The sequence below is a fragment of the Duganella aquatilis genome (assembly GCF_009674565.1).
GTDB classification, from domain to species: domain Bacteria; phylum Pseudomonadota; class Gammaproteobacteria; order Burkholderiales; family Burkholderiaceae_D; genus Rugamonas; species Rugamonas aquatilis.
On record NZ_WKJL01000031.1, the window covers coordinates 22,515 to 37,314 of the forward strand.

A 14,800-nucleotide genomic window follows, 5' to 3' on the forward strand; every position below is an offset into this window, starting at 1 on the left:
GCCTATTGTTGTTACGCGGCGCGGCGCTTATCATTCAGCCCCGTCTCTTTTTCGCCAAACAACCATGAGTACAGACTTCCCCGATTCCGACGACGATGCCCCGGTGCAAGAAGACCTCGTGTGGCAAGGCAACGGCTGGACCGCGCGCGTGATCAACAACGATGACGACGACGGCTGGGCGGTGGCCATGATCAAGGATGGCGAGCCGGAACCGGCGCTGGTCGGTCCGTGGACCATGGGCCGCGACAAGAAAAATCCCAAGCCGCTGGACGTCAACGCCTTCAACACGCTGGTCAAGACCGCCAACGAAGTGATACGCCGCCACGAGCAGCAACTGCACGCCCAACTGCACAAGAACGTGTTTGTCAGCACCGACGACGGCCAGCTCAAAGTCTGCCTCGATATTACGCCGGACGAGGACGATCCTTACGCCACGCTGACCGCCTTCGACCAGTATGGCGAGGAACTGGCCCGCGTGCGCGTGGCGCCGACTTTCAAGCTCAGCGTTGCCAGCGCATCGACGTGGATCGAAAACGGCTACAAAAAGCCGTAATCGCCCCGATGGCGCTGGCCCGGCGGAGGCACTCCTGCTAGTATTTCCTATGTGCATGTACCCAACATAGGAAAACTGATGGAAAGTCGCCTCACCCGGCTGGAAGCCGTTCAAACCGTGCTGCTCGAAATCGGGCAGAAATCTAGCAGCTGCACCGACATCAGCGAATTCCTGCAGGCCGTGCATGCGGCGCTGGGGCGCATCATGTACGCGGCCAATTTCTTCGTCGCGCTCAGCGACCACGAGCGGCCGGCCAACATGGTGCGCTTCGTCTACTTTGTCGACGAGGTCGACGAGCCGCCCAGCCGCGAGGAACTGTTTGAACTGGTGCCGGGCGAATCGCCGACGGCGGCCGTGATCCTGAGCCGCGAGGCGATCGTCATGACGGCGGCCGAGCACGTCTCCAAGCGCGAGGACAATGCCGGCTTCGGCATCGGCACCATCGCCGAACACTGGATGGGCAGCCCGCTGCTGGACCAAAACCACCAGGTACTGGGCGCCGTGGTGATCCAGAGCTACGACAAGGAACACACCTTCAGCGAGGAAGACCAGGCGTTGTTCCAGCTGATCTCGCACCACGTGTCGAGCGCGCTACAGGGCTTGCAAAGCATGGACCGGCTGGAACGCGCGGTGCAGGAACGCACGGTGCAATTGCAGCACGAAGTGGCCGAACGCAGCCGCGCCGAAAACATCCAGCGCGCGCTGTACGAGCTGGCCAACCTGTCGGCCACCACCACCGGCGGCAACCGCCTCAACCACGAGCTGCACGAGATCATCAGCAAGCTGGTGCCGGCCAAGAATTTCCTGATGGCGCTGTATCACCCGGACACGCAGGAAATCAGCATTCCGTACTTTGTCGATGAAAAGGACGAGCACGCGCCGGTCAAGCGCTTCGACTACGGCGTCGGCATGTCCTCGTACATCTTGCAGCGCAAGCAGGCCATGCTGCTGGACCGCACCGGCTTCCAGGCGCTGATCGACAGCGGCGAGATGGAACACCCGCTGGGCAACGTCGAAATCTCCAGCTGGATGGGCGCGCCGATGCTGCTGGGCGACCAGGCGTACGGCGTCATCATCGTGCAGAGCTATGACGAGCAGGTGCAGTACAGCCAGGCCGATCTGGACATCCTGGCCTTCATGGCCAGCCACGTCGCGGTGGCGATCGCCCGCATGCAGGCGGACCGCCAGATCCGCCACGCCAAGGAAACGCTGGAACAGCAGAACGCCGCGCTGGAAAGCGCGCTGACCTCGCTGAAGGACGCGCAGGGCGAACTGGTGCGGCAGGAGAAGCTGGCCTCGCTGGGCCGGCTGGTGGCCGGCGTCGCGCACGAAATCAACACGCCGCTGGGCATCTGCGTTACCGCCACCAGTCACCTGGTGGAGGAGCTGAAACTGACGCGCGAAGACCTGGCCAACGGCGCGCTTGATGAAGACGGCCTGAACCAGTTCTTCGACATCATCGATCAGTCGCTGAAGATCATGACCACCAACACGCAGCGGGCGGCGGCGCTGGTGCGCAGCTTCAAGCAGGTGGCGGTGGACCAGTCGTCGGACGATATCCGCAGCTTCAACCTGCGCAAGTACCTGGACGAAGTGCTGCTGTCCTTGCAGCCCAAGCTGAAGGGCAAGCCGATCCAGATCGAGATCGATTGCGACGAGCAGATCAACATGGCCAGCTTCCCCGGCGCCATTTCGCAGATCGTCACCAACATGGTGGTCAACTCGCTGGTGCACGGCTTCGAGGAAGGGCAGTCCGGCAAGATCAAAATCACCGGCAAGGTCGAAGGCGACAACGTCGAGTTCGAATACAGCGACGACGGCATCGGCATGGACAGCGCCACGCTGGCGCAGCTGTTCGATCCATTCTTCACCACCAAGCGCGGCTCCGGCGGCAGCGGCCTCGGCGCGCACATCCTGTACAACCTGGTGACCGGCGCGCTGGGCGGCACCGTCAAAGTGGTCAGCGCGCCAGGCATGGGCCTGCACTACAAACTGCGCTTCCCGAAGGTCAAACGCAAGTAGAGTACGTGACAAAGTTTGAACATTTCCAATAGGCCAAGGTGCTACGCCAAGTACCTTGGCTAAGTTAGACGAAACCGTCTTATAAGGGAAGTTATGGGCTCGTCCAAGCCTCGGGAACGAGCGCAAAGTCGGTTTTCATAAGGAGTTCTCGATGTCATCAGCGCTCAAACAAATCATCTGCCTTTGCGCCACATCGATATCGCTGCTCCTCAGTGCTCCCGTTTTGGCCCAGGCGACGTCCCGGCATTGTGAGGATGGGAACGTCAAAGACGAGCAAGTTGGTCCGGCTTGCCTTATCTTCCACCAGAGTCTGGGAAGGCTTAATGTCGATTCCGTGTATTGGAGCTTGGATAAGTATGCCAGTGTCGAGGCCGCACAACGCGACGCAGTCCGGGACGCTTCGATTGTCAAAGCGTTTGGAGGCATCTGGTTGTTTACCGTAGGGTCTACGCCGTCGCGCCCGCTCAACGGAGAGCATGTAGCGCATGTCGGACCGATTTCAATAGAAAAAACTGCTTCGTACGATGCCGAGTTTCTCAAGTCTACATTCAGCCCTGGCATGACGGCGCCACTCCATGTTCATTCGGGGCCCGAAGCTTTTTACGCCGTCAGCGGGGACTCGTGTCTTGAGACGCCAGACGGTGTGCAAGTAGGGCGTGGAGCGGGAAACAGCATGGTAGTACGTGGTGGTCCGCCGATGCTCCTTATGGCATTGGGGCCCGAGCCACGAAAAGGTTTCGCGCTTATCCTTCATGAGCCATCTCTTCCACCGACTACACTGGTTCACAATTGGACGCCCAAGGGGCTTTGCCTGGCGGAGATGCATTAAATATGAGGCTGCTGAGTTGCTGGTGGCGCGGTGACAGGCGAAACGATCAAACAGTCACCGGGAGCGCATATGGTTGCTAAAGCTGGAGCAGTTCTTTACGCGAAGGACTTGGCTAAAATGAGCATGTTCTATTCGGAGGTTGCGGGATTGCGCGTCACACATTCCGAAAGCGATCACATGGTGCTGGAGTCAGCATTGTTTCAACTCGTTCTGGTGGCAATTCCGCAGAAAATCGCTGCGGAGATTGAAATCTCAACGCCGCCGATTCGTCGTGAAAATACTCCCATAAAACTGGTGTTCTACATATCAAGCATCGCTTTTGCCCGTGCAGTCGCTTTGCAGTTCGGAGGCGAACTTAACCCTGTTGAGCGAGAGTGGATATTCCAGGAGCACAAGGTCTGTGATGGCGTTGATCCGGAAGGTAACATTGCGCAGTTCCGCGAGGTCTAAAGACCAGCCACCTGATGGAACAACTGAAGCTGACGCGCGAAGACCTGGTCAACGGTGCGCTTGATGAAGACGGCCTGCACCAGTTCTTCGACATCATCGAGCAGTCGCTGAAAATCATGACCACCAACACGCAGCGGGCGGCGGCACCGTCAAAGTAATCAGTGCACCGGGCATGGGCCTGCACTACAAGCTGCGCTTCCCGAAGGTCAAACGTCAGTAGATTACGTGACAAAGTGTGAACATTCCCATTGGGCAAGGTGCTACGCTAGGCACCTTGGCTGAGGGGCGTGACGCCTCGCGGGATGTTCACTGGCGGAGCGTTTTCCTGATGAAGAAAATCATCCTTCTGCTTGTTATTGCCGTGCTGGCATGGAAGGGCTATGAGAGATCGAGCCCACATGCAAAGGCAGCAGCTGAGGTGCAGGTGGCCACCCGAGAGGCGGGTGCAGCAGATTCGCTATCCACTATTCAAATCGATCACAGCGCATCGTTTGTGTGCGATGGCCGTACTTATTGCAGCCAGATGAAGTCCTGCGAAGAGGCGACGTATTTTTTGCAGCACTGTCCTAATGTGAAAATGGACGGCGATAACGATGGTGTTCCTTGCGAGAGACAATGGTGCAAATAGCTTTGTTGCACAGGCGGCCTTCGGCCAGAAGCTGACGGAGTCTTTAAGATTGAACTTGGAGAGTAAATGCAGATAGCAATCAAGGTTGGCAAAGGTTGTTTGCTTCTACTGATCGGAGTTTCCATTGCTATCCTATGGGTGTATTGCGACGGATTTTTGCCTCGCGAATTTTATGACAGGCGGGCGATCAATCCCGATGCCGAACGGCTTGGCGGCATGATTACGCTTGCCGTCCTCTTTGCGGCCCCGGCCTGGCCAATTAATCGACTGTTTCCAGTTCGCACGGTTTTGGCTTCTGCAATAGTTGGCTGGATACCTTTAGCGTTATCTTTGAGTCTCAATTACCAAACGAGCACGGCGGTAAATGGCGCTCTCTCGTCAAATCTGGCGGCGATGAAAGGCGTGCTATGCTGGTTAGCAATTATCCTAGGTGCGTGGACTGTTAAAACGATATCGAAGCCGAGTTTATAGCACTGTCCCAATTTGGCCAAGAAGAGACGGTGGGTTCGTACATATTTCAACTTTCGGCTAACTTATGATATTTGCAGTTGCAACAGACGAACGAGTTCTATATACCTTTGCTTCGGCTGAGGAAGCTACGTCTTATTGCGAAGGACTGGATGTCGAGGCCGCAGGCTGGCTCTTTTGGGATTATAGGGGGAGACCCCTATCGCCATATTTCACTGTGCCAAATAAACGAGGCTGGTTCTCATCTCAAAATGGAAAGTATTATCTTGAACTCGCGAATGAGTTGCACCATACGCACCTGATGGAGGCGCTAGATGAAATCGTAGGTTTTTCATCCCGGGTACCATTTAGCATAGCATCGGAAGTGCGCTCCTACATCTCCCAAGTTCCGTCCAATGATGTGGGTGGTTAACTGGGTGAGATTCCGCTGCCTGATTTTGGTCAGGAATAGACATGTAATAGCGTTTGGTCAAATCTGCGTGGTTTTTTAGTCTTTCTACAAATGCCTCATCCCTAAAGTGAAAATGAATGAATTTACTGAAAATTATATTTCTGCAGGATATTCAGGTTATTTTTTAAAACCGAAGGTAGAGAAGCTCGCGGAAATATGGTTTGAAATAACAGATGATGTATTAGGTTCGCTGCAAAAATGGGAAAAGTTGGGTTTCATTAAACTTGACTTGAAAAGCGATAACGTTGGGGAAATAGCTGCGGAGCGGAGTGAGTTTGCCAAATTTGCCGCGACTGTCGGAGCCTCGCTTGTCATCTACAAACCATGGCCATCGCTTCCTGAACCAGTCTATTTAGCCCCAAAATCTGCCGCTGCACGCAACCTGGCTCAGTTTGAACCAAAAACCGGAATTTTAAAACTGGTGATGCCACGGTTATCGCGCCTACCGTCCACACAGATAGGACCTATAGCGTATAACACTGTGCGATTGCAAGAGGGAATAACACAAGACCTTCCAGCTTTAGTCGCCCACTGGCAGGAAAAAGGATTTGTATTGCTTGGAACTTCAGATGTTGTCGTAAAAAATAACAACATGGAAGCCTTTGACCGATTGCATATTTCGGCTATAGCCGTGGGTGCCTCCCTCATGTTTTCCCAAATTACCCCTGCTAAAGCGCGCAGTATCCGACGTAAAGCCAGTGGCCACATTGATATGGATGCAGTGCTTTCGGACATGCCATCTAAAGTATCTCCCAAGGGAAATTCCGTAATACAGGCGGCATTTCTGGCCCCTATGTCGTTCCAAGCACAAGACCTTGCGGAATTAGAAGAACAAACTACCGTAATATATGTTCGCTCGAATTCTGAACAAGAAGACATATACCGCTTCGGGTCGACTTCTGCCTGATCGTGATAAAATCCGAAATTTGCACGCAGGTAATATGCTGTTCTCACCATGTTAAGTCGCGTTCGACAAAAAGCTGTCATTGCGAAATTAAAACATCATCCATTTTATGAATTTTTTAACTCGCCGTTCACTTATTTGGGTGACACTCAATTTCGTTGGGATGTTAGCCTTCCTAAGACTCGCAGCAGAAATCTGGGTTCTGCCCGGTGAACAAGGTTTGCCCGGTGGTCCCGGGGATCCGTTTTATTGGTTTTTTATACTAATTCCCTTTCAATTAATTTTCTTGACTGTGAACTCGCTTGTCTTGTATGTGATAATAAAACGAAGGTCTGAACCGAGTGTAAAAAAACGTATATGCTTGTGGATGATAGTCGCGATACTGTGGGTTATTGTTGTTCTATACGACCATCATCGAGGCTTCCGGGAAATTACTTTCGTCGCCTCATTGATGCCTCTAGCTATCCTACATGCGTAGGTATAAAGGGAGTAGTCGCCAAAAGCGGTCATATCGCATTTCACTTGAAATTAATGCAACGCTATGAAATTTGGTAAGCTCAAATCGATCGGACATAATCTCGCAGATTCAATGGCCAGTGGCATGGGTTTCCTTATTGGCATATACCACATGAATGTCTTCTTTGAGGCGGAAGCCTCCGAAGAAGGGCATATAACAGTAGATTTTCTAAATGGCACAGCGTCTGGAGCTAAACCATCCGAATCATTGAGCCGAGCCATTTTGCTTTTCCGTGATGCTGTTCCGTTGATGTGCGAGAAGCATGGCATTGAAATGGAGTATATTAAAACCCTGGTCGCTCGCTTCGGTACCGATGCTGTGTACGGCCCTCACTTTCGTGTTACGGTCGAAAGCGCGACCGGTAAGAAATCAACCGACCAATTTATCGGTATTCCAGGCAAGCGATTAAAGCGTCGGAAATCTTGAGTCCGAATTGAGGCGGAAGCTGTTGGTCGATGGCTATCGCAGTGAATACGGTTTAACGAAATGGCTGTTCTTGTCGCCTTTGTAACTTGACCAGCCTTTCGTGAGACCTGCCATGTTTGCCATATCCAGCTTCAGTTTTTCCTCAAGATTTGATGTCAAGAGCGATGCCTTCCAGGATCTGCTGCAGAAGCAGCTGGATCGTGCGAAGAAGAACGCTGCGGCTGTTAACGGGCTATCGCGGCATGCGGACCTGGATCAGAAGGCGCTGGCGCGGCAACGCGTGAAGGAGATCAAGGAGCAGATCGAGGCGTTGCGCAGGATGTTGATGTTGTTTGGCACGGGCAAGGATGCCAAGGCGGTGCTGCAGCAGCTGAAGCAGCTGGCCAGTCAGTTGAAGCAGGCGGCCAACACGCTGCAGACGCCGTCCGATAGCAGCGCCTCTGACGTGGCCGCTGCGTCGTCATCGTCCCCTTCGCCGGCGGAGGCTGACACGAGCGCGGGCGCGGAAGCCGATGTGCCCGCCGCCGAAACCACCGACGCCTACACCGAAGGCCGCAACGCTTACGCCGAGCAGCAGGCCTCGGCCGATGCGGAGGCGGCGCAGGTGCCGTCCCTCAACATCGATCCGCAGCGTGCGGAGGATGAAAAGCAGCTGGAGGCCGCTTCCCTCGCGCTCAAATCATTGCGCAGCATGGTGGAAAAGATGGTGAAGAAGCAGGACCGCGAGCAGCACCTTATTTCTTCGCCTTCGTAATTTCCACTTCCCAGTCCACGCCCGAGTCGATCTTGTACCTGGCGGCGTAGTTGCCCTGGCTGATCGCCACCGCCACATCCAGCAGACTGTTCAGGTAGACCAGCGGCTTGCCTTTGGCGACGCCGCCGAAGGTGTGCTCGAACGGCGCCACCACCTTGTTGACTTCTTTGCCCTTGTGCAGGATGCGCACCTGTACCTGGTCGTGCAGGCCGATCTTCAGTTCTTCGAACAGGGACTTCGGAATGTTGGTCCAGACGTTGCCGTATTTAACGTCCAGCACCGGAATGATGCCGCGGATGATGTCGCCGCTGCGTACCGCGTGCTGGTACGCGATCTGGACCACCGACTCGCTCGGCAGTACCGGTCCGACCTGTTCGTAGGTGATGGCGCCGGACGCCAGCCGCGCGCCGACATAGGCGTAGACGTCGCGGCCGTGGAAGGTGTAGGACTCGCCGGAGCCGGCCAGGCGGTTCACCTTTTCATCGATCTCGCGCAGTTCGGCCACGCCATCGCGCTCGGCGATCAGGGTGAACAGTCCGTTGTTCGGGCCGACGAAGTAGCGGCCGCCTTTGGTCTTCAGCACTACCGATTTGCGCGAGGTGCCCACGCCCGGATCGATCACCGACACGAACACGCTGCCCGCCGGCCAGTAGTTGGCGGTCTGGTACAGGCGGTAGGCGCCGAGCCAGATGTCGTAGTCGGGAATGTCGTGGGTCAGGTCGGACACGTGCAGCGCCGGATCGACGCCGTAGGCCACGCCGTGCATGGCGGAGATGGCGCCGTCGGAGGTGCCGAAGTCGGTCATCAGCACCAGCGCGTTTTTGTCAGCGGCGAATGCTGGCGCGGCCAGCGCTGCGCTGAGGGCAAGGACGGCAAGCAGTTTTTTCATGGCGGCGCTAACGGCGTCAGTCCGGCAGGCGCTCGTTGATGGCCAGTGCCTTGTCGATGTTCTTGACCAGCAGATCGACGTACGTCGGATCGAGGTGGTGGCCGGCGACTTCGCGCAGGTGGTCGATGACTTTCTCGATCGGCCATGCTTCCTTGTAGCAGCGCTTGTGCATCAGCGCGTCGAACACGTCGGCCACGGCGACGATGCGCGCGTACAGATGGATGTCCTCGCCTTTCAGGCCTTGCGGATAGCCGCTGCCGTCGAATTTTTCGTGGTGCTGGTGGGCGATGACAGCGGCCGCTTTCAGGATCGGGCGCTGCGAGCCGTCCAGGATCGACAAGCCGACCGCCGGGTGCTGCTTCATGATTTCCCATTCGGCGGCGTCGAGCTTGCCGGGTTTCAGCAGCACGGCGTCCGGCGTGGCGATCTTGCCGATGTCGTGCATCGGCGCGGCGTGGCGCAGCACCGCCACTTCGTCTTCCGGCAGGCCGGCTTCCTGAGCCAGCAGGTGGCACACTTCCGACATGCGGCGCACGTGGTTGCCCGCTTCGTTGGAGCGCGATTCGACCACGTCGCCGAGACGCATGATCAGCTCGGCCTGGGTGTCGGTGATTTCCTGGTTCAGCAGGATGTTGTCGAAGGCGATGGCGACGCCGGAGCAGAAGACTTCCAGCAGCTTGGTGTCGATTTCCGAAATCTCTTCCACGCCCTTGAGCACCAGCAGCGACGCCTTGCCGCTGTTGTTGGGGAAGTAGCCGATGTAGGTGTCGCCTTCCACGCGCGAAATCTTGTTGCTCTTGGCGGCGTCGATCTGCGCCAGCACTTCGGGCGACATCAGCGTGCCGTCCTCGTCGCCGATCTTGGCCAGGATTTCGTAATCGTTCTCGCCGGTGATGGCGGTGGCGCCGCGCAGGCGCAGCAGCATGCTGTGTTCCAGACGCAGCAGCGCCACGACTTGCTGCAGCAGGCCGTTGGCGAAATCCTTCAGGTTGCGCTGGCGGAAAATATGCGAGGAGGCGGCAATCACGCGCTCCAGGCCTTCGCGGTAATTCACTTGCGCGCGGTGGGCTTCTTCCACCTTCATGATGTCGCGGTAGGCGCGCAGCGCGGCAAAGGTGGTGGTGAACAGCTTGGTGCGGTCCAGCTCCGTCTTTTCCTTGTAGTCGTTGATGTCGTAGTTGACGATCACGCGTTCTTCCGGCGCCTGGCCGGGCTGGCCGGTGCGCAGCACGATGCGGGTGAATTGGTTGTCCAGGTCTTCACGCATCCAGCGCGCCACTTCGAGGCCGCTGTCTTCCTTTTCCATGACCACGTCGAGGAACACCAGCGCGACATCGGTCTCGCGCGACAGCACTTCCTTGGCTTCGGCGCCGCTGTAGGCGTGCACGAAGCTCAGTGCGCGACCGTCGAGGCGGAAGCGGCTCAGCGTCAGTTTGGTGATGTCATGAATATCCGGTTCGTCGTCGACCAACAGGACTTTCCACGGTGCTAACTTGGGCGAGGCAGAGGACAAAAAAGACATATGAACAAATTCCGCAAAATGACACTGACAGAGTGAATTTCCCGATTGTAGTCTGACCCACAGCCATTAACAACAGGCAATAAAAATTCCTGTTGCTCTGCACAACACCTTGGCTGATCTACTGTGCGCTGGGATACATATGGCAGCATTCTCGCCATTTGTAACGCTATGTGCACGCACAACAATACTTCGTTTTTAGCAATATTGCTATCGAAAAACAAAGTTTTTTGTAAAAAGTAGCGCGGAACAACACGCCATCAGAATTCATAAGGTCACCTAATAATGATTTGCGGATTGCACCGTCTAATCAAGGCCACAGGTTTTCGTTACAGTAGATTCATCTGACTGAGCCAACGAGGAAACACCATGGAGTATGTGACACTGAACAACGGAATAAGGATGCCGCTGCTGGGCTTCGGCGTCTTCCAGATTCCCGATCCGGCCGAGTGCGAGCGCAGCGTGATCGATGCGATCGCGTCGGGCTACCGCCTGCTGGATACCGCAACATCTTATATGAACGAAAAGGCGGTCGGCGCCGCCGTGAAAAACAGCGGCATCGATCGCGCCGAACTCTTCATCACCAGCAAGCTGTGGGTGCAGGATACCGGCTACGAAAACACCAAGGTCGCCATCGACAAGTCGCTGCAGCGACTGCAACTGGACTACCTCGATCTGTATCTGATCCACCAGCCCTACGGCGACGTGCACGGCTCCTGGCGCGCGATGGCGGAAGCCTACCGCGCCGGCAAGCTGCGCGCCATCGGCGTCAGCAATTTCCAGCCGGATCGCTTGATGGATTTGATCGCCTTCAACGAAGTGCGGCCGGCGATCAACCAGATCGAAGTCAATCCGTGGCATCAGCAGGACGACAGCACCGCCTTCATGCGCGACAACGGCGTGCAGGCCGAAGCGTGGGCGCCGTTCGCCGAAGGCAAGAACAATCTGTTCCACAACGAGGCGCTGGTGGCCATCGCCGCCAGATACAATAAATCGGTGGGGCAGGTGGTGCTGCGCTGGCTGGTACAGCGCAACATCGTCGCGCTGGCCAAGACCACGCGCCGCGAACGGATGGTGGAGAATCTGGATGTCTTCGATTTCCGTCTGGACGATGCCGACCTGGCCCGCATCGCGGCGCTGGAAACCGGCGTCAGCAGCTTCTTCTCGCACCGCGATCCCGCCATCGTCAAATGGATGAGCGAACGCCGGCTCGATCTTTAACCAGGGTAACGCAAGGCATCCACCAGCAGGGTGAACGCGGAGGACGGATGGCGCCGGCTCGGGTAGTACAGCCGGTAGCCGGGCGATGCCGGGCACCAGTCCTCCAGCACCGGCATCAGCCGGCCCTGCTCGATGTAGGGCCGGACCTGGTCCTCCGGCAGGAACGCCAGGCCCAGGCCGTCCAGCGCGGACTTGATGCGCAAGCCGAGATTGTTGAACACCAGCTGGCCCTCGACCCGCACCTTGACGTCCTTGCCATCCTTGGCGAAGTCCCAGATGTAGATGCCGCCGTGCGTGGGCAGGCGCATGTTGATGCAGTTGTGCTGCGTCAGCTCCTGCGGCGTCAGCGGCGTTGGATGGCGCTCGAAATAAGACGGCGCGCCGACCACCAGCCAGCGCAGGTCGGTGCTGATGCGCACCGCGATCATGTCCTTGGCCACCTGGTCGCCCAGGCGCACGCCGGCGTCGTAGCGGTCGGCCACGATGTCGGTCATGCGGTTTTCGGCGATCAGTTCGACATGGATGTCGGGGTATTGCAGCAGCAGCTCGGTCAGCTTCGGCTGCAGCACCGTCAGCGCGGCGTGCTCGCCGGCGCTGATGCGGATGGTGCCGGCCGGTTTCAGCCGGCGTTCGCTGAGCACGGCCAGCTCGGCCTCGATCTCGTCAAAGCGCGGCGCCACCGTGCGCAGCATGTGTTCGCCCGCTTCGGTCGGCGAAACGCTGCGCGTGGTGCGCACCAGCAGGCGCAAATCCAGCCGTTGTTCCAGCGTACGAATGGTCTGGCTGAGCGCCGATTGCGACACGCCCAGTTTCGCCGCCGCCTTGGTGAAGCTGCCTTCCTTCGCCACCGCGATGAACGCCAGGATTTCATTGTAGTTGGAGAATTGCATTGATGAGTCCTGCTTATAAGTTCATGCCAACTTTAGCATCTATTCGCACGGTTGCGCAGCCGGTACATTAGACGCCATCTGATCAAAGGAGTCGCGCCATGGAAAAACGTACATTGGGCAATAGCAGGCTGGAAGTCTCGGCCTTGGGACTGGGCTGCATGGGACTGAGTTTCGGCTACGGTCCGGCCACCGAATCGCAAGCCGCCATCAAGCTGATCCGCGCCGCATTCGAGCAGGGCGTCACCTTCTTCGATACGGCGGAAGCCTACGGCCCGTACGCCAACGAAGAGCTGGTCGGCGAGGCGCTGGCGCCGATGCGTGGCAAGGTGGTGATTGCCACCAAGTTCGGCTTCCAGTTCGACGACAAGGGCGCCATCAATGGCGTCGACAGTCGCCCGGAACGTATCCGCGCCGTGGCGGAGGCGTCGCTGAAACGCCTGCGGGTCGACGCCATCGACCTGTTCTACCAGCACCGCGTCGATCCGAACGTGCCGATCGAGGACGTGGCCGGCACCGTCGCCGATCTGATCCGTGAAGGCAAGGTCAAGCACTTCGGCCTGTCGGAAGCCGGCGCCGGGACGATACGCCGCGCGCATGCCGTGTGCCCGGTGACGGCGCTGCAAAGCGAGTATTCGCTGTGGTGGCGCGAGCCGGAGCAGGAAATCCTGCCGACGCTGGCCGAACTGGGCATCGGCTTCGTGCCGTTCAGCCCGCTAGGCAAGGGCTTCCTGACCGGCGCCATCGATGAGAGCACCACCTTCGACAGCACCGACTTCCGCAACATCGTGCCGCGCTTCGCCGCCGATGCGCGCAAGAGCAACCGCGCGCTGGTCGATGTGATCACCGCCATCGCCGCGCAGAAGCAGGCGACGCCGGCGCAGATCGCGCTGGCCTGGCTGCTGGCGCAGCAGCCGTGGATCGCGCCGATTCCCGGCACCACCAAGCTGCACCGCCTGCAGGAGAATCTGGCGGCGCTGGATCTGCGCCTGAGCGAAGCCGACCTGGCCGAGATCGAGCGCGCCGTGTCCGGCGTCGCGGTGCAGGGCGAGCGTTATCCGGCCCATCTGCAACAGCACGTCAATCGCTAGCAGGAGTGACGATGAAGATGATCGCGGCAATCCTGCTTGCCGGCGTGGCGCTTCATGCCGGCGCGGAGCAGACCATTACCCGGGCCGGCACGGTTGCCTCCGCCGCCGGCCCGGCCGAATATTTCACCGGCCGTGCGCGGGTCGACATGCTGACGCCGGCCAACGCCGACATCAACGCCTCCAGCGCCTACGTGACGTTTGAACCAGGCGCGCGTTCGGCCTGGCACACGCATCCCAAGGGCCAGTACCTGATCGTCACCGCCGGCGCCGGGCTGACGCAGGAGTGGGGCAAGCCGGTGCAGCAACTGCGGCCCGGCGACGTGGTGTGGTGTCCACCCGACGTCAAGCACTGGCATGGCGCCGCGCCGGCCACCGCCATGACGCACATCGCCGTGACCGGTACGGCGAACGGCAAGAGCGTTGAGTGGATGGAGAAAGTCAGCGATGAACAATACCAACCTCATTAAACCTGTGCGCATCGGCCGCTTGATCGTGGCGCTCGGTTTTGTCCTGAGCGCTACCAGTGCCGCCGCGCAACCGATCAAGGAACAAGTTCCCATGCAAGCTGAACAAATACTGTCCGCCAGCCGGCAGGCGATCGGACCGATCGCCGCGTTTGCCGCCATTGGCGATATCCCGCAACTGAAAACCGCGCTCAATCACGGCCTGGATGCAGGCCTGAGCATCAGCGAGTGCAAGGAAATCCTGGTTCAGCTGTACGCCTACGCCGGCTTCCCGCGCAGCCTGAATGCGCTGACCGCGCTAATGCAGGTGCTGGATGAGCGCAAGCATCGCGGTGTTGCCGATGCACCGGGCCGCGATCCCGCGCCTGCCAAGACTGGCGAGGCCTTGCTGGCGTCCGGCACGGCGAACCAGACCAAGCTGGTCGGCGCGCCGGTCAAAGGGCCGGTGTTCGAGTTTGCGCCGGCCATCGACGAATTCCTCAAGACGCACCTGTTCGGCGACATCTTCAACCGCGACAACCTGGATTGGCAGAGCCGCGAACTGGCGACCGTCGCCGTGCTGGCGGCGCTCAACGGCGTTGAGCCGCAGCTGCAATCGCATGTGCGCGTCAGCATCAACGTCGGCATCACCAAGCCACAACTCAGGCAATTCATCCAGGTGCTGGCAACGCAGGCGGATGCCGCGACGGCGCAACGCGCGCAAGCGGCGCTGGACAACATTTAAAAG

16 protein-coding genes are annotated in these 14,800 nt (G+C 58.1%); 13 read left to right on the forward strand and 3 right to left on the reverse strand.

All coding sequences use genetic code 11. The features are described from left to right. The first annotated feature begins 64 nt into the window (after window positions 1-64). The 9 genes from GJ698_RS26690 (at window position 65) to GJ698_RS26725 (ending at window position 8,002) form a co-directional block, all read left to right on the forward strand. The gene (locus GJ698_RS26690; RefSeq protein WP_154360905.1) at window positions 65-553 is read left to right on the forward strand and encodes a hypothetical protein; all 489 of its coding nucleotides are present in this window, start codon (window positions 65-67) and stop codon (window positions 551-553) included. A 78-nt stretch (window positions 554-631) separates the two neighbouring features. Next, window positions 632-2,575 carry a GAF domain-containing sensor histidine kinase gene (locus GJ698_RS26695; RefSeq protein WP_154360906.1) on the forward strand — a complete coding sequence of 648 codons (1,944 nt, stop codon included), beginning with the start codon at window positions 632-634 and terminating at the stop codon, window positions 2,573-2,575. 898 nt (window positions 2,576-3,473) lie between these two features. Continuing rightward, window positions 3,474-3,854 carry a VOC family protein gene (locus GJ698_RS26700; RefSeq protein ID WP_154360907.1) on the forward strand — a complete coding sequence of 127 codons (381 nt, stop codon included), beginning with the start codon at window positions 3,474-3,476 and terminating at the stop codon, window positions 3,852-3,854. Between the two features lie 14 nt (window positions 3,855-3,868). Continuing rightward, complete coding sequence (locus GJ698_RS30560; protein WP_166454951.1) at window positions 3,869-4,012, forward strand: hypothetical protein; 144 nt, start codon at window positions 3,869-3,871, stop codon at window positions 4,010-4,012. A 170-nt stretch (window positions 4,013-4,182) separates the two neighbouring features. Next, window positions 4,183-4,482 (forward strand): excalibur calcium-binding domain-containing protein, encoded by a 300-nt coding sequence (locus GJ698_RS26705; protein WP_154360908.1) that lies wholly within the window; start codon window positions 4,183-4,185, stop codon window positions 4,480-4,482. 66 nt (window positions 4,483-4,548) lie between these two features. After that, on the forward strand, window positions 4,549-4,953 hold the full coding sequence (locus GJ698_RS26710; protein WP_154360909.1) for a hypothetical protein: 405 nt from the start codon (window positions 4,549-4,551) through the stop codon (window positions 4,951-4,953). A 521-nt stretch (window positions 4,954-5,474) separates the two neighbouring features. Beyond that, window positions 5,475-6,308, forward strand: coding sequence for a hypothetical protein (locus tag GJ698_RS26715; protein ID WP_154360910.1), 834 nt, complete (start codon window positions 5,475-5,477; stop codon window positions 6,306-6,308). Window positions 6,309-6,846: 538 nt separating this feature from the next. Then, window positions 6,847-7,248, forward strand: a complete 402-nt coding sequence (locus tag GJ698_RS26720) for a hypothetical protein (protein ID WP_154360911.1) — start codon at window positions 6,847-6,849, stop codon at window positions 7,246-7,248. Between the two features lie 112 nt (window positions 7,249-7,360). Beyond that, a complete protein-coding gene (locus GJ698_RS26725) occupies window positions 7,361-8,002 on the forward strand; it encodes a hypothetical protein (RefSeq protein ID WP_154360912.1) in 642 nt (213 codons plus the stop codon). Here the strand turns inward: GJ698_RS26725 and GJ698_RS26730 are convergent. Next, the gene (locus GJ698_RS26730) at window positions 7,983-8,891 is read right to left on the reverse strand and encodes an SAM hydrolase/SAM-dependent halogenase family protein (RefSeq protein ID WP_154360913.1); all 909 of its coding nucleotides are present in this window, start codon (window positions 8,889-8,891) and stop codon (window positions 7,983-7,985) included. The genes GJ698_RS26725 and GJ698_RS26730 overlap by 20 nt on opposite strands. Window positions 8,892-8,907: 16 nt before the next feature. Continuing rightward, window positions 8,908-10,413, reverse strand: coding sequence for a DUF3369 domain-containing protein (locus GJ698_RS26735; protein WP_154360914.1), 1,506 nt, complete (start codon window positions 10,411-10,413; stop codon window positions 8,908-8,910). Window positions 10,414-10,779: 366 nt separating this feature from the next. Here GJ698_RS26735 and GJ698_RS26740 point away from each other — a divergent pair, with 366 nt between their 5' ends. After that, window positions 10,780-11,631 (forward strand): aldo/keto reductase, encoded by an 852-nt coding sequence (locus tag GJ698_RS26740; protein ID WP_154360915.1) that lies wholly within the window; start codon window positions 10,780-10,782, stop codon window positions 11,629-11,631. On the opposite strand, the gene GJ698_RS26745 is transcribed toward GJ698_RS26740, so the two are convergent. Then, the gene (locus GJ698_RS26745; RefSeq protein ID WP_154360916.1) at window positions 11,628-12,521 is read right to left on the reverse strand and encodes a LysR family transcriptional regulator; all 894 of its coding nucleotides are present in this window, start codon (window positions 12,519-12,521) and stop codon (window positions 11,628-11,630) included. The genes GJ698_RS26740 and GJ698_RS26745 overlap by 4 nt on opposite strands. Before the next feature lie 98 nt (window positions 12,522-12,619). On the opposite strand from GJ698_RS26745, the gene GJ698_RS26750 reads away from it, so the two are divergent. The 3 genes from GJ698_RS26750 to GJ698_RS26760 are packed head-to-tail and all read left to right on the forward strand — an operon-like array spanning window position 12,620 to window position 14,797. Beyond that, window positions 12,620-13,609, forward strand: coding sequence for an aldo/keto reductase (locus GJ698_RS26750; protein WP_154360917.1), 990 nt, complete (start codon window positions 12,620-12,622; stop codon window positions 13,607-13,609). An 11-nt stretch (window positions 13,610-13,620) separates the two neighbouring features. Then, on the forward strand, window positions 13,621-14,076 hold the full coding sequence (locus GJ698_RS26755) for a (R)-mandelonitrile lyase (protein ID WP_154360918.1): 456 nt from the start codon (window positions 13,621-13,623) through the stop codon (window positions 14,074-14,076). Next, window positions 14,054-14,797, forward strand: coding sequence for a carboxymuconolactone decarboxylase family protein (locus tag GJ698_RS26760; RefSeq protein ID WP_208023884.1), 744 nt, complete (start codon window positions 14,054-14,056; stop codon window positions 14,795-14,797). The genes GJ698_RS26755 and GJ698_RS26760 overlap by 23 nt, the downstream gene beginning before the upstream one ends. The last annotated feature ends 3 nt before the right edge of the window (window positions 14,798-14,800 follow it).

What these genes read in the sequence shown, in the direction of transcription:
- GJ698_RS26760 (WP_208023884.1), top strand. Translation starts at nt 14,054, where the DNA reads ATGAACAATACCAACCTCATTAAACCTGTGCGCATCGGCCGCTTGATC.
- GJ698_RS26745 (WP_154360916.1), bottom strand. Translation starts at nt 12,521, where the DNA reads ATGCAATTCTCCAACTACAATGAAATCCTGGCGTTCATCGCGGTGGCG.
- GJ698_RS26750 (WP_154360917.1), top strand. Translation starts at nt 12,620, where the DNA reads ATGGAAAAACGTACATTGGGCAATAGCAGGCTGGAAGTCTCGGCCTTG.
- GJ698_RS30560 (WP_166454951.1), top strand. Translation starts at nt 3,869, where the DNA reads ATGGAACAACTGAAGCTGACGCGCGAAGACCTGGTCAACGGTGCGCTT.
- GJ698_RS26740 (WP_154360915.1), top strand. Translation starts at nt 10,780, where the DNA reads ATGGAGTATGTGACACTGAACAACGGAATAAGGATGCCGCTGCTGGGC.
- GJ698_RS26730 (WP_154360913.1), bottom strand. Translation starts at nt 8,891, where the DNA reads ATGAAAAAACTGCTTGCCGTCCTTGCCCTCAGCGCAGCGCTGGCCGCG.
- GJ698_RS26715 (WP_154360910.1), top strand. Translation starts at nt 5,475, where the DNA reads ATGAATGAATTTACTGAAAATTATATTTCTGCAGGATATTCAGGTTAT.
- GJ698_RS26700 (WP_154360907.1), top strand. Translation starts at nt 3,474, where the DNA reads ATGGTTGCTAAAGCTGGAGCAGTTCTTTACGCGAAGGACTTGGCTAAA.
- GJ698_RS26725 (WP_154360912.1), top strand. Translation starts at nt 7,361, where the DNA reads ATGTTTGCCATATCCAGCTTCAGTTTTTCCTCAAGATTTGATGTCAAG.
- GJ698_RS26735 (WP_154360914.1), bottom strand. Translation starts at nt 10,413, where the DNA reads ATGTCTTTTTTGTCCTCTGCCTCGCCCAAGTTAGCACCGTGGAAAGTC.
- GJ698_RS26690 (WP_154360905.1), top strand. Translation starts at nt 65, where the DNA reads ATGAGTACAGACTTCCCCGATTCCGACGACGATGCCCCGGTGCAAGAA.
- GJ698_RS26720 (WP_154360911.1), top strand. Translation starts at nt 6,847, where the DNA reads ATGAAATTTGGTAAGCTCAAATCGATCGGACATAATCTCGCAGATTCA.
- GJ698_RS26705 (WP_154360908.1), top strand. Translation starts at nt 4,183, where the DNA reads ATGAAGAAAATCATCCTTCTGCTTGTTATTGCCGTGCTGGCATGGAAG.
- GJ698_RS26710 (WP_154360909.1), top strand. Translation starts at nt 4,549, where the DNA reads ATGCAGATAGCAATCAAGGTTGGCAAAGGTTGTTTGCTTCTACTGATC.
- GJ698_RS26695 (WP_154360906.1), top strand. Translation starts at nt 632, where the DNA reads ATGGAAAGTCGCCTCACCCGGCTGGAAGCCGTTCAAACCGTGCTGCTC.
- GJ698_RS26755 (WP_154360918.1), top strand. Translation starts at nt 13,621, where the DNA reads ATGAAGATGATCGCGGCAATCCTGCTTGCCGGCGTGGCGCTTCATGCC.